Origin of the sequence: Nocardia brasiliensis IFM 10847 (genome assembly GCF_000710915.1) — a bacterium.
GTDB classification, from domain to species: domain Bacteria; phylum Actinomycetota; class Actinomycetes; order Mycobacteriales; family Mycobacteriaceae; genus Nocardia; species Nocardia brasiliensis_A.
The window spans coordinates 15,382-29,059 of sequence record NZ_BAUA01000063.1 but is presented as its reverse complement, the minus strand read 5'-3'; the positions used below and the strand labels follow the sequence as shown (position 1 = coordinate 29,059).

General features: G+C 69.6%; 12 protein-coding genes. 8 read left to right on the top strand and 4 right to left on the bottom strand.

Annotated elements, in window-relative coordinates; translation table 11 throughout:
* Positions 1-7: 7 nt before the first annotated feature.
* Positions 8-760, bottom strand: coding sequence for an SDR family NAD(P)-dependent oxidoreductase (locus tag NBRGI_RS13475; protein ID WP_029896089.1), 753 nt, complete (start codon positions 758-760; stop codon positions 8-10).
* 113 nt (positions 761-873) lie between these two features.
* On the opposite strand from NBRGI_RS13475, the gene NBRGI_RS13470 reads away from it, so the two are divergent.
* From NBRGI_RS13470 to NBRGI_RS13440, 7 genes are all read left to right on the top strand, one after another.
* Positions 874-2,127 carry a helix-turn-helix domain-containing protein gene (locus NBRGI_RS13470; protein ID WP_235210943.1) on the top strand — a complete coding sequence of 418 codons (1,254 nt, stop codon included), beginning with the start codon at positions 874-876 and terminating at the stop codon, positions 2,125-2,127.
* A 75-nt stretch (positions 2,128-2,202) separates the two neighbouring features.
* The gene (adh, locus tag NBRGI_RS13465; RefSeq protein ID WP_081878036.1) at positions 2,203-3,780 is read left to right on the top strand and encodes an aldehyde dehydrogenase; all 1,578 of its coding nucleotides are present in this window, start codon (positions 2,203-2,205) and stop codon (positions 3,778-3,780) included.
* A complete protein-coding gene (locus NBRGI_RS13460; RefSeq protein ID WP_029896083.1) occupies positions 3,780-4,307 on the top strand; it encodes a DUF779 domain-containing protein in 528 nt (175 codons plus the stop codon). Before adh ends, NBRGI_RS13460 begins: the two co-directional genes overlap by 1 nt.
* Positions 4,308-4,468: 161 nt before the next feature.
* A complete protein-coding gene (locus tag NBRGI_RS13455) occupies positions 4,469-6,130 on the top strand; it encodes a hypothetical protein (RefSeq protein ID WP_235210942.1) in 1,662 nt (553 codons plus the stop codon).
* Positions 6,127-6,561, top strand: coding sequence for a FixH family protein (locus NBRGI_RS13450; protein WP_029896079.1), 435 nt, complete (start codon positions 6,127-6,129; stop codon positions 6,559-6,561). Before NBRGI_RS13455 ends, NBRGI_RS13450 begins: the two co-directional genes overlap by 4 nt.
* Before the next feature lie 50 nt (positions 6,562-6,611).
* Positions 6,612-7,781 (top strand): hypothetical protein, encoded by a 1,170-nt coding sequence (locus NBRGI_RS13445; RefSeq protein WP_081878035.1) that lies wholly within the window; start codon positions 6,612-6,614, stop codon positions 7,779-7,781.
* Positions 7,778-8,320 (top strand): hypothetical protein, encoded by a 543-nt coding sequence (locus NBRGI_RS13440; RefSeq protein ID WP_051727720.1) that lies wholly within the window; start codon positions 7,778-7,780, stop codon positions 8,318-8,320. Before NBRGI_RS13445 ends, NBRGI_RS13440 begins: the two co-directional genes overlap by 4 nt.
* Positions 8,321-8,323: 3 nt before the next feature.
* Here NBRGI_RS13440 and NBRGI_RS47425 read toward each other — a convergent pair whose 3' ends face one another.
* The 3 genes from NBRGI_RS47425 to NBRGI_RS13425 are packed head-to-tail and all read right to left on the bottom strand — an operon-like array spanning position 8,324 to position 12,031.
* Positions 8,324-9,397: a hypothetical protein gene (locus NBRGI_RS47425; RefSeq protein WP_051727719.1), complete on the bottom strand. Its 1,074-nt coding sequence runs from the start codon at positions 9,395-9,397 to the stop codon at positions 8,324-8,326.
* Positions 9,387-10,634, bottom strand: coding sequence for an ATP-binding protein (locus tag NBRGI_RS43710; RefSeq protein ID WP_036558881.1), 1,248 nt, complete (start codon positions 10,632-10,634; stop codon positions 9,387-9,389). Before NBRGI_RS43710 ends, NBRGI_RS47425 begins: the two co-directional genes overlap by 11 nt.
* Positions 10,631-12,031 (bottom strand): cytochrome P450, encoded by a 1,401-nt coding sequence (locus NBRGI_RS13425; RefSeq protein WP_148310802.1) that lies wholly within the window; start codon positions 12,029-12,031, stop codon positions 10,631-10,633. Before NBRGI_RS13425 ends, NBRGI_RS43710 begins: the two co-directional genes overlap by 4 nt.
* A gap of 228 nt (positions 12,032-12,259) precedes the next feature.
* Here NBRGI_RS13425 and NBRGI_RS45140 point away from each other — a divergent pair, with 228 nt between their 5' ends.
* A complete protein-coding gene (locus NBRGI_RS45140; protein ID WP_051727718.1) occupies positions 12,260-13,606 on the top strand; it encodes a glycosyltransferase 87 family protein in 1,347 nt (448 codons plus the stop codon).
* Positions 13,607-13,678 lie beyond the last annotated feature (72 nt).

Sequence of the window (13,678 nt, the reverse complement as noted above, 5' to 3'; positions counted from 1 at the left end):
CGGTCGATCAATCCACGAGCGCCCCGCAGGAGAGGTTGAGAATCGCGCCGGTCATCGCGCCGGCCGCGTCGGAGACGGCGTAGACGGCCGTTTCGGCGACCTCCGCCAGACGGGGGAGGCGGGCGAGTTTGGTGTCGTCGCGCAGGGCGGCGAGGGACTCGTCGTCGGGGGCGAGGCCGGGCACCGTGTCGGGGGTGAAATTGGCGCGCAGGCAGAGCACCCGGACGCCGTGCCTGCCGACCTCACCGGCCAAACTGCGGTTGAGCGCTTCGATTCCGGCGCAGGCGAGGTTGAATCCGCCCATGCGATGCCGGGATTCGGCGGCGGCTGTGGCGGACAGCAGCAGGATGACGCCGCTGCCCTGTGCGGTCATCCGCCGGGCGGCGGCGGTCGTGGTGACGAAGTGCGAGCGGGCGGCCTCGACGATCGGAGTCATGAAGTCGTCCAAGGTCATATCGATGAGCGCTACGTCCTGAACCGCGTTCATGCCCACCGCGTTGAACGAGATGTCGAGCGTACCGTCCTGCGCGACCACGCGGTCGGCATGCGCCTCGACGGCCGCCTGATCGAAGACATCGACCGGCGCGACGGTGGCCCGGCCGCCGTGCCCGATGATCTGCGCGGCCACCGCGGCCAAGGTCTGCTCGGTCCGGCCCACCAGATGCACGTGTGCCCCCGCCGCGGCGAAGGCTCTGGCCACGGCCCCGCCCATACTCCCCGCCGCCCCGTAGACCACCGCGTTCTTGTTGTTCAGTCGCATATCTCTACAGACGGTCCGAGTCTCCGGAATTCATCACCCGCCCCGGCGGGCGCATTGCCCGGGTCCGGCTCGCAAGGGAGGATGGAAAGGTGGCCGTCGGATCCAGTGCTCGGGTGAATCCCTGGGTTGCGCTCGGCCCGGAGGACGACGCGGAGCGGGTGGGCCACCACGTTTCGGCCGCCCACGAATCGTTCGTCGCGCGCGGCGAGGCGCCCCGCAGCGTGCGCCGGGTGATCGAAGCGTCCTGGTTGCGCAGTCGCGGCAACGGCATCGACCCGGACCGCCAGATCGGGCGGACCTCGCTCACCGGCGTCGAATTGGAGCGCTATCGGCGCACACATCCGATGGCGGCCGTGCGCCCGGTGGTGCAGAAGCTGTTGGTCGAGGACGCACAGGACACCGGACTGCTGGTCGCGCTGAGCGATGCGCGGGGCCGTCTGCTGTGGGTGGAGGGCGATGCGGCGGCCAAGGACCGCGCCGCGCAGATGAACTTCGCCGACGGCGCGGACTGGAGCGAGGCCGCGGTCGGCACCAACGCCCCGGGAACCGCGCTGGCACTTGATCATTGCGTGCAGATCTTCGGCGCCGAGCACTACAGCCGGGTGGTGCACCCGTGGAGCTGCGCGGCCGGTCCGGTGCACGATCCCGCGACGGGACGGGTGCTGGGCACGATCGACATCACCGGCGGGCCGCGGGTCGCCGCCCCCGAGGTGCTCTCGCTGATCAGGGCGACCGTCGCCGTCGCCGAATCCGAGCTGCGCGCCCACCCGGCCCCGGCATCGGCCACACCGCGGGTCGAACTGCTCGGCGCCGGTCCCGCGCTGCGGTTCGGCCATGAACGAATCGCGCTGTCGCGCAGGCATTCGGAGATCCTGCTCCTGCTGCTGGAACATCCCGAGGGTCTGTCGACCGAGCACATCGCGGTGCTGCTGGACGAGCGCGATCTCGACGCGGTGACCGTGCGCGCCGAAATCTCGCGCCTGCGCCGCATTCTCGGCGGCGCCACGCTGGGATCGCGACCGTATCGGTTGCTGACGGAACTCGATTCGGATATCGGCGAGTTGCGTCGCGCGCTGCGCCGCGGCGATATCGCCGCCGCCGTCGCGGGGTACCGCGGGCAACTGCTGCCCGCCTCGCGCGCGCCGGGCGTCGGCCGGGTACGGGAGGCGCTGCGGGCCCGAATGCGTGCCGCGGTGCTCAAGTCTCGCGATCCGGCCATCCTCGGCTGGTGGATCGGCTCCGTGGACGGACGGGAGGACCGGGGCGCGTGGGCCGCCTATCTGGCCTCGCTGGACCGGGATTCGTCGTTGTACGCGCAGGTGGCGGCGCAGTTGCGGATGCTCGATCGCGAGTTGGGCGGCTGCTGAACGGTTCCCAACGGTGATGCAACGTTGGCGCTCTAGTGTCGTGGATCACATGTCGTGTCCATGTGAGGAGCTTCGATGACACAGCATCGCGATAGCGATTCCACAAGGGGTGGTGGCCGGGCGACGGGTGGGCCTGTTTATGCCCGGCCCGGTGCACCGGATGCCCTGATGAGTTACCAATCCCGCTACGACAATTGGATCGGCGGCCAATGGGTGGCACCGGTCAAGGGGCAGTACTTCGAGAATCCGACGCCGGTCACAGGCGAGAATTTCTGCGAGGTAGCGCGTTCCACTGCGGAGGACATCGAACTCGCGCTCGACGCGGCCCATGCCGCCGCCCCGGCGTGGGGCAAGACCTCGGCAGCCGAGCGCGCGGCGATCCTGAACAAGATCGCCGACCGGATCGAGGCGAACCTGGACGCGATCGCCCTGGCCGAGGCCTGGGACAACGGCAAGCCGATCCGCGAGACGCTGGCCGCCGACATCCCGCTGGCCGTCGACCACTTCCGCTATTTCGCGGGAGCGATTCGCGCGCAAGAGGGTTCGCTGTCGGAGATCGATGCCGAGACCGTCGCCTACCACTTCCACGAGCCGCTCGGCGTGGTCGGCCAGATCATCCCGTGGAACTTCCCGATCCTGATGGCGACCTGGAAGCTGGCGCCCGCGCTGGCCGCGGGCAATGCGGTGGTGCTCAAGCCCGCGGAGCAGACCCCGGCCTCGATCATGTTCCTGTGGAGCATCATCGGCGATCTGCTGCCGCCCGGTGTGGTCAATATCGTCAACGGCTTCGGTGTCGAGGCGGGCAAGCCGCTGGCCTCCAGCAACCGGATCGCGAAGATCGCGTTCACCGGTGAGACCACCACCGGCCGGCTCATCATGCAGTACGCGTCGCAGAACCTGATCCCCGTGACGCTCGAGCTCGGCGGCAAGAGCCCGAACATCTTCTTCTCCGATGTGATGAGCGCCGACGACGACTTCCTGGACAAGGCTCTGGAAGGCTTCACCATGTTCGCGCTGAACCAGGGCGAGGTGTGCACCTGTCCGTCGCGCTCGCTGATCCAGGCCGATATCTTCGACCGCTTCCTCGAGCTGGCCGCGCTGCGGACCAAGGCGGTGCGCCAAGGCGATCCGCTCGACACCGAGACGATGATCGGCGCGCAGGCGTCCAACGACCAGCTGGAAAAGGTGTTGTCCTACATCGAGATCGGCAAGGGCGAGGGCGCGCAGCTGGTCACCGGTGGCGAACGCGCGCTGCTCGGTGGTGATCTGAACGGCGGCTACTACGTGCAGCCGACGATCTTCACCGGCCGCAACGCGATGCGGATCTTCCAGGAGGAGATCTTCGGACCGGTGGTGTCGGTGACCTCGTTCACCGACTACGACGACGCCATCTCGATCGCCAACGACACCCTCTACGGTCTCGGCGCGGGGGTGTGGTCCCGCGACGGCGGCACCGCGTACCGGGCGGGCCGTGATATCCAGGCGGGCCGGGTGTGGACCAACACCTATCACCAGTATCCGGCGCACGCGGCGTTCGGCGGCTACAAGCAGTCCGGGGTCGGCCGCGAGAATCACAAGATGATGCTCGACCACTACCAGCAGACCAAGAACCTGCTGGTCAGTTACGCGCCGAAGGCCATGGGATTCTTCTGATGGCACAGTCCGCCCCGCCCCGGTTGGTGGCGACCACGGCGGCGGCGCAGCTGCTGCGCCGCCTCCGTACCACGCACGGCGCGCTGATGATGCATCAGTCCGGCGGCTGCTGCGACGGCTCCTCGCCGATGTGTTATCCGCTGGGGGAGTTCATCATCGGGGACCGCGACGTGTTGGTCGGCATCATCGATCTGCGCCTCGCGGTGGGCGAGGTGCCGACGACGCTGCCCGGCGACGAACTGGACGCGGTGCCGGTATGGATCTCCGGCTCCCAGTTCCAGGCGTGGAAACACACGCAACTCGTCATCGACGTGGTGCCCGGCCGCGGGTCCGGCTTCAGCTTGGAAGCGCCGGAGGGCTGGCGCTTCCTCAGCCGGGCAAGGGCGTTCACGGCAGCGGAGAACGAGGCGCTGGCGGCCGTCGCGCCGGTGGTCGGCGCCGAGTACGAATCCGGTGCCCGCCCACCGGTTCCCGACACGCCCCAGGTGGTCGCGGCGGCGGTGGACGCGTGCCCGGTGCCGCGCTGACTCGGCCGAGCACGCCGTAGGCGTTGCGAGCGAGCCGACCCGGCGGATACGCGGCGGGCATTCTCCGGAACTTCCCCTATACAGGCATCAACCCAGCGGGGTAGACCGGATCCCCTCAGCAGGTGATGATCTCGCGGCGGGGTGTCCCTAGGGTTGCGGAAGTGCCCGTCGCCCGTGCTGCTCGATATCGCGTCCTGTTGTTCGCGGGATGGCTCCTGCTGCTGGGCGCCGGGGCGGCGCCCGCGTTCGCCGACTCGCCCGCCGCGGGCGCGGATCTCTCGGTCGCTCAGTCCCTCGGCGACCGGGAACTGACCGTGATCCTGCGCCGGGTGACCAGCGTGCCGGGGCCGCTGCGGGTCGACGTGGTGACCCACGCCGGCACCGCCGCAGGGAAACTCGCACTCGCCGCCGTCCCCACCGGTGCGGTCGGCGCCGATTCCACGCTGCCCGCGCCCGGTGTTCCCGTGGCGGAGAACAGCATCGAACTCGGCGCGACGCCGGGGATGTACTCGGCGACCCTCGACATGGACCGCCCCGGCCCGTGGGAACTTGCCATCGGTGACGGCACCCGGGTCGCCCGGATTCCGTTCGTCGTGCCCGCGCAGGTCACCTCACCGCCGGAACGGCTGGTCTATCGCGGCTTTCTGCTGGCCGGCGCGCTGCTACCCGTCGCCGTGCTGATCGCCGTGCGCGCCAAGCGTCCCGTGTGGGCTCTGCTCCCCGCGGGCGGGATGATCGCGGGTATCACGGTATCGGTGACCGCGGCGCTGCTCTCGGCCTCGCTCCCGCTGCCACCGCAACCGGGTGGCCAGCTCGATCCCACCCTGGACAACGTCACCGACCCTTACGCGGTGAATCAGCCCGCGATCGCGGACTTCTCGCGCCCGCCGGTGCTGCTGACCGTGGCGGGCGGACCGTTGCTCGCGGGGCAGCCCGGCGATATCGACCTCGTCCTGCTCGACGCGGCTACCGGTGCACCCGTCGACGACCTCGTGGTGCACGACAGCGCGCTGGTGCATCTGCTCATGGTCGGGCCGTCGGGCGGCCTGTCCCATCTGCATCCGATCCGTACCGGCCCCGGGCGCTACCAGGTGCATTCGACGGCAACCGAACCCGGGCGCTACGCGCTGTCCGTGGAGCTCGCGCGCCGCGGCGGTGGGGTGCAAATGGCCCGCGCCGCAACCGGTGTCACCGTCGCGCCGGGCACAGCCGGCACCGCCGCGCCGCCATCTCCCGCTCCGGTGTCGCTCGGTGGGCCGGTGACGTCCGGGTCGCTGGTGCTCGATGGCACGCCGATCGAGGTCGAGACGACAGCCGCCGTGGCCGGGCAGCCGACCACGATCACCGCCGAGGTCGGCGACGTCGCCGACCTGCAACCGTGGCTCGGCATGGTGGGTCATCTGATCGTGGCGGGGCCGATACCGGACGGCAGTACCGATATCGCGGCGGCCGTGCACGAGTCGGCCATCTGGGGCCACGGCCACTCGATGGGGCCGACGTCGATGCAGGGCATGGCGAAAATGCCCGGGATGGACCACGCGTCGGGAGCGCACCATACGCCGGGCATGGATCACGCAGGGACGCACGGCATGCCGGGAGCGGGTGCGGCCACCGAGGCCGCCGGAAGCCGGGGTGTGATGCTCATGCCACCCGCCAACGGACAGAGCCCGCCCGACGAAACCGTGGCGGCCTACGGGCCGGACGTGCCCTTCACCTACACCTTTCCGGTCGCGGGCCGATACCGGCTCTGGATTCAGGTCCTGCGACGCTTCACCGTGCTGACCGTTCCGGTGGTGCTCGAGGTCGCGCAGGCGCGGCGATGAGCGAAACGATCACGCGCACAACTCGTTCGCGCCGGCCGCTGATCATCGCCGCCGCACTGGTGGTCGTGCTCGCGGTGCTCGGCCGGCTGCTGTGGCCGAGTTCGGCGGGAGCGGTCGTCTTGCGCTCGGGCACCGAACACCACCTGGTGACCGTCACCGTCGAACGAGTTCGACTGGGCGACACCGCCGTCGACGTCGCGGTCACCGATCGGGCCGGAGCGCCGCCGCCGCATGCCACCGTCACGGTGCAGGCGACCCAGCTGCTCATGGGCCACGCCGGTCCACCTGTCGCGCTCACCGCGGCGGGCGACGGTCGCTTCCACGCCGACTCGGTATCGCTGATGATGACCGGTCCGTGGGAACTGCGTCTGTCGATCGACGCGCACGGCGGCGTCGACCAGCTCACGGTGCCGCTGTGGGTGGGCAACTGAAACAGACACGTGACAAACAAGATTCGACGAGGCACCGAGGAGGGCAGCGGATGGACAGCTCGGCAGCGTTCGACGCGAGCGAAGGGCGGGCCGGACCGGCGGTGGACGCCGTCGCGGCCCGGTCCGCACCGGACCACACGGCATCGGACGACAGCGCCGCCGCGCGGGCGGGCGCGTGGGGCGTACTTGCGGGCACCGCCGTCACACTGGTGGGGTTGAGCTGGGACATCCAGTGGCACAACGATGTCGGGCCGGACACCTTCTTCACGCTGCCGCACCTGTTGTTGTATTCCGGCAGTGCCATCTCCGGGTTCGTCAGCCTGGCCATGGTGTTCCTGGCCACCGCCGCGCAGCGGGCCGGGCGGCCCGTGCCACGGCTGGGCGGCACACCCGTTCGCGTCTTCGGCAGCACCCTCACCGCGCCGCTCGGCTACATGATCGCCGGCGCGGGCGCGGCCCTGTTCCTGCTCTACGGTCTGCTCGATCTGGAATGGCATTCGATCTACGGCTTCGACGCGGTGCTGAACACGCCGTCGCATGTGGCGCTGTTCCTGTCGATCACGTTGACCATGATCGGCAGCATCATCGTGTTCTCGGCACATCGCGACCACCGGTGGGGCCGGCTCGGCATCGTCGCGGCGGTCCCGATCCTGATCACCTTCGCGCCGATCCTTGCGCAGGCCCTGGACAATCTGGACCTGCCGGTGGACTCGACCATCCTCGGCGTGCTGTTCTTCGGCCCGCTGCTGCTCGTCCTCGGCGCGGCCGTGCTGGCGCGGCCCGGCGCCGCGCTCGCCATCGCGGTGGCCCTCGGTGTGCTGCAAGGGATCCTGTGGTGGTTCTCGCCCTGGGCCGCCGCAGCGTATGCCGATTCCATCGGCCTGCCGCTGCGCGACGGGCTCGGCTCACGCCCGCCCTCGCTGCCCGCGATCATGCCGATGTTCCTGCTCCTCGCGGCGGCCGGGATCGAGGCCCTGTTCTGGTCGGTGCGCACCCGCGGCTTCGACGCGCGAAAAATCGTCGTGCTGGCCGGTGGCTTCGCCGGCGTCGTGGTCGGTGTGACGTTCCCGCTGCAACTACAGCTCACCCACTTCTTCTCGGGTATCGGGGCCGGTGACGTCCTGATCTCGACCGCGCTGGGTCTGCCACTGGGTCTGCTGGCCGGTTTCCTCGCCGGTCGATTCGTCCGCATGCTGCCCACACCGGGAGATCTCCGATGACCACTCTGCGCAGATTCGCGCTCACCGTGCTGGCGGCGGTCACGCTCTCGCTGGTCGCGATCAGCCCCGCGTCCGCGTACGCCCCGGTCGACATCGTGCACACCGAGCGCGTGCAGGCCGGACCGTACGGCTTGACCGTCGGCTTCTCCACCTGGCCGATCCGAGCGATGCAGTCGCTGGACTTCACCTTCATGCCCGACGGCGGCATCGCCGACAAATCCGGGACGCTGAAACTCACCGGGCCCGGGCTGAATTGGCGGCGGCCGGCGAAGTTCGTCCGCCACCCGCGCAAGCGCGACTCGTGGGGCCTGGACATCTTCGCGGTCGACGATCCCGGCAGCTACCGCTTCGCCTTCACCATCGACGGCCCGCTCGGCCACGGCGAAGGCACACTGGATCGGCTGCAGGTGCTGGACCAACCCGGACCGCCGCTGCCGCTGAGCTGGTCGATCGCCGCGCTGCCGCTGCTCGGGCTGCTCGGCTTCCTCACGGTCGCCTGGCGGCGCACCCGGCCGGGCAGCAAGCCGCTGCCGGTGTGAGTCTCAGTAGATGTGGCTGGGCAGCGGCACCTCTGCCGCCTGCGCACCCGCCGAGCGGTCCAAAGTGGCGGTAACCGTACCCGCGCAGTCGATTTCGGTCCTGCGGTTGCGGTCTTCGGCGTCCACCAGCACGGTGGCCAGATTGCGGCGGCCCGGGGGCAGCACTCGGACCGTGACATGGCCGCGGTCGGTGTTGTCCAGTTCCTGAACGGCGATGTCGCGCACCAGATCACGCAGTGCGAGGGACGCGGTTTCCAGACCGCCGTCGTCGAGCAGCATCACCTCGACGCCACGGCGGCGCGCGGCGCGGGCCGCGGCGAGTACCTCGCTCGTCGACAACTGCGGTGCGCGCAACTCGTCCCGGAGTTCGGCTTCGAGCAGCCGGCATTCCTCGCGTTCTTCGGGCTGGAACGGGACCGCGGTGGCGATGCGTTCCAGCATCGGACGCGCGCGCAGATCGAGCCGGTCGAGCTGGCGTTTGCGCTCGGCCTTCTGTGCGTCGAGCCGGGCCCGATTCGCGGCGCGCGTGGTCGATTCGGCCTCGAGTTCGTGCAGCGAGCGCAGGGTGGGGCGCATGATCGCGGCGAAGGCGGCGGCGATGACGACGTTGACCAGCGGCACCACCCCCTGCACGAACGCGGTCGACGCGCCACCCGCGGCAGCGACGACGGCGAGCCAGGTGGCCACGGTTCCCGCCCAGGCCAACAGGTTCCGGCCACGCAGCACCAGCAGGGCGAGCGTGATGCCCGCGGTATACGCGGTCCACATGCTGGTGCGCGCGTCCAACTGCGCGGTGACCTGATCGCGGACGATCAGGGTGGCCACCGGCCCGGCGGCGGCGACCAGCAGGGCCGAGGATCTGCGGATCGGCACTCCGGGGTCGAGCACGACGAGGACGGTGCTGGCGGCGAGCAGTGCCGCGGCCAGGAAAAGCGTGGGGGACACCGGTATTCCGGCCAGCCGCACCGAACGGATCATCACCGCGGCGTCGGTGGCCAGCGCCACCACGATGATCGTCACCATGGTGGAGCGCTGCCCGCTGAGTAGTCGGCTCAGGTCGCCGTGGTCAGGCGTCATCGGGTGCGTCCCATTCCAATATGATCCGGGTTCCGGCGCCGGGCGCGGCGTCGATGACGGCTCGACCGCCGACCTCGCGCATCCGCTGCACGATGCTGACCGTGAGGCCGAGGCGGTTGGGCGCGACCGCGACCGGATCGAATCCGGCGCCGTCGTCGGCGACGACCACGGTGAGGCCGAATTCCCTTGCGGCGATCGTGACGTCGCGGGTGACCGAGCGCTCCGGCACGTCCGCGTGCCGCACGCTGTTGCGCACGGCTTCCGCGGCGGCCTGCGCGAGTGCGCTCACCGCGGCCGAGTCGATCCGCAGTTCGCTCGCGCGCCGATCGTGGCGAACCTGCACGCGCAGTGGGGTTTCGGTGGCCGTCGTGACCTCGGTGGTGATCGTCTCGATCGCCTCGGCGCCGGTGCACAATTCGTTGATCCGCCCGATCGCGGCGAACTGGCCGAGCGCCTGTTCGGCCTGCCTGGCCAGCATCGTCGGGCAGCCGCCGCGCGAGGTGTCGAGCAGCGTGGCGAGCACCTTGTCATGGATCACGCCCGCGAACAGTGCGCGCTCGCCGGCCCGTGCCTCCGCGGCCGCCGCCAGCGTGGCCTGCTGCTGGGCCCGCGTCCGCTCCATGTCCAGCAGATACGCCGCACGCCGCGTCATCCTGGTGATGTAGACGAAGCCCACCGATATGCCGAAGATGCGCAGCCAGGTGAGGAAGAACTCGATCGAGCTGAGATCGTTCTTCACCTGGCCGTTGGACCACGCGGCCAGCACCGCCACCACGAGCAGATAGAGCGCCGTCACCGGGGTGCGCCACACGACCGTGGCCGCGACCCCGCCGAGCGGCACCAGCCGATAGATCCATTCCACGTCGTTGGTGATCTGCCCGGAGGTCACCGCGAAACCGGACAGCCCGATCACCACGGCGAAAACCGTTGCGTGCGTTGCCGCGAGCACCCGAACCGCGGGGAACGGCACGAACAGCGTGGTGGCCGCCAGCACCAGCGCGGTGCCGAACACCCCGCACATGGCCACCACGGTCCACCACGGCGCGTAATGACGCGACTGCTCGGCGATCTCCGCGGCGTCCCCGATGCCGAAAATCCAAGTGCCCGCGCCCAGGGCGAAGGCGATGATGCGATCCACCCGTTCGCCCGCGGCCCGTGCGGGCACGGTGCGTTGCCGCCGGAGATTCGGCAACATGGCGGTCGCGCGGTACCGCAGGGCCTGCCGCAGCGAAGTCATCCGGCGTCTCTGGCTTCGGCCCCGGAGAGTTCCCGGTCGGGCGCCGTGGCGCGACGCAGGTACGTAGTGCGGACCCGCCGCTTGGGACGCAGGTTGATGGTCAGTTTCATGCCGGGGTCGCCCGCCACTCGCACGGTGCCGCCGGCGAGCAGCAGCGCGGTGAAGATCTGTCCCTCCAGCAGCGCGAGCGCGGAACCGACGCAGACGTGCTCACCCGCGCCGAATGGCAAGTAGGACAGGCGTTCCCAGCTGCGGTCGGCGTCTGCGGCGAAGCGGTCCGGGCGGAACGCTTCGGGAGCGGGATAGCGTTCGGCGCAGCGGTGCATGACGTACGGCGCGACGAAAACGATGGTGCCCGAGGCGATCTCGTGCTTGCCGAGGCGCGTGTCGCACGCGGCTTCGCGCAGGAACGCGGGGGAGGGCGGATACAGCCGCATCGACTCCTTGAACACCTGCAGACAATACGGCAGCAGCGCAAGGTCTTCCGCCGTCGGCAACGCGCCGCCGAGGACCCGGTCCACCTCGCCGCGGGCGCGGTCGGCGGCGACCGGATGGCGCGCCAGCGCGTACGCGGTCCAGAACATGGCGTCGGCGCTGGTCTCGTGGGCCGCGGCCCAGAGGTTGATCACCTCGTCGATCAAGCGCTCCGTGGGCATCGGCGCGCCGTCGCGGTCTCGCTGGGCGAGCAGCGCGGACACGATGTCGTCGCCGGGCTCGCGGCGGCGCGCGTCGACCATGGCGGTGGCCCAGTCGCGGACCACGCCGAGGTCGCGGATGAACTCGCGGTTGCGTTTCGTCGGAATGTTGAGCGGGGTGACGATCGGGCGCGACATCGCGCGCATCTCCCAGTCGAAGATGCGGTTGGCCGCGTCGAGCACCTCCCGGTAGGCCTCGATCGGCTCGTCCACCAGCAGACCTGCGATGACGTCGTGCATCATCTCCTGCACGGCGGCGAGCAGATCCACCTCGCCCGCGACTTGCCAGCGGCGCAGGTGCGGCCGCATGCGCGCGGCGATCACGTCGACGTATTTCGGCACGCGCCGCGCGGTGAACAGCGGCCCGACCAGCGCGCGCTGGCTGCGATGCACGTCGCCCTCGGAGATGATCAAACCTTCGCGCAGTGCGGGCCACAGCGTGCCGGTCACCGCCCGCGCCCGGCGGTAATCCGCGGCGCGCGAGACGAGTACCTCGTGGATCTCGGCCGGCCCGGTCACCAGCACCGCGGGCCACATGCCGATCCGAAAGCCCGCGACCGGGCCTTGCTCGTCCGCGAGCCGCCGCATCACGCTCAGCGGATCGCGGAACCACCGGATCGTGGTGCCCAGCCCGAGTACCCCGCCACGTCCGTGGTGCAGTCTTGCAGTTTCCCCTGTTTCCCCCGCCCGATCGTCATTCAACTGACGATTCCTCCCTGGCTCGTCACCGAAGTCTGACTCGATGGTCAGTCGATCGTTCGTTGTTCAGTTGTGGCTGCTTCTGCGCAGTCTTCTTTGCCGCATGTTATCGGCATCACGGCACGCCGTCGCGCCCGCAGAATTGGGGTCTGTCCTCGTCGGCGCCGGTGCTAGGATGACTTCACTTAGTTTAGCTAAGCATTTGCTGGTCTGCGTGTGTTGCCTCATCTGATGAAGGAAAACAACTCCATGGCTGTCGTCCTGCACACGGAAGAACAGCGCGGTACCGGTGTGGCCGAGGTGGTGAAACCTCGTGCCCCGCACACGTTCACGGTGCTCGCCGCTGCGCTCGTCTTCGCCTGCTGCTCCGTCGGTGCCTGGTTGGCCTTCGTGCGGCCGAATTGGGAAATGTACTGGCACCAGGTCGATCTCCAGGTCTACATGTGGGGCGGCTCGATGGCCGCGCTGCATCCCGAACTGCTGTACGACGGGCGTGGTCCGCTCGGCCTGCCCTTCCTCTATCCCGTCTTCGCCGCGTGGATCTGCGCGGAGCTCGCGCGTTTTCCGATCAACTATGTCGGGACCGGGATTTCGCTCCTCACGCTGGGTGCGCTCTGGGTCAGCGTGTGGAGCGCCGGTTTGCTCCAGCGCCGGCGACCCGGGATCCGCTTGGTCGCGCTGACGACCGCGGCCGCCGCCGCGGCGCTCTGGTTGGAACCGGTCCAGCAGACTCTGCAGTTCGGGCAGCTCAGCGTGCTACTCATGGCATTCGTGCTCGCCGACCTGGCGGTGCCCAAGAACCGCTGGTACCGCGGCATTCTCATCGGACTGGCGGCGGGGTTGAAGCTGACCCCCGCCGTCTTCGTCGTCTACCTGCTCATCACCCGGCAGTTCCGGGCGGCGGCCACCGCGTGCGCTGCTTTCGCCGCGACGGTCGCCTTCGGGTTCTGGTATCGGCCCGCCCAGGCATGGGAGTTCTGGACGACGACGATGACCTCGCAGAACCGCATCGGGTTCGCCTACGTGCAGAATCAATCGATCAACGGACTGTTCGGCCGGTTGCAATGGTCCACCTGGGACGACAGCACCGGCTCGCTGGTCTGCGCGGGACTGCTGGGGTTGGCGGGCATCGCCGCCGCCCGCACAGCGTACCTGCGCGGTGACGAACTGCTCGGCGCACTGCTCGCGGCCGCCGTGATGCTGCTGGCCTCGCCGATCTCGTGGACGCACTACTGGGTCTGGATCGTGCCCGCGCTGCTGTGGATCGTGCACGCGCTGCGGCATCGTCGCCCTGCCGTGCGGATCGCCGTGCCCGCGCTGATCTATCTGTTCGTCTTCGCCTGGCCGATGCGCGTCGACCGGGTCGGCTGGTGGGATCCGGATCTGCCGCTGCTCCCGCAAGGTCTGGTCTGGTATGTCCCGCAGACCAATGGGCGTGAATTCCATTGGACGATAACGCAATTCCTGCTCGGCGACTCGTACACCCTGCTCGCCGTCGCCGCGCTGCTCGCCGCGATCGTCTGGCTGTACCGGCCGCGCGCCGCCCGATCGCGGGTGGCGGACGAAGACGGCGCGTAGTACTGCGCAGGGTTCGCGCCGTGGCGTGCGGACCGTTGGCGCGGTGCTGGACAGCGTCGCACCAGCCCACTG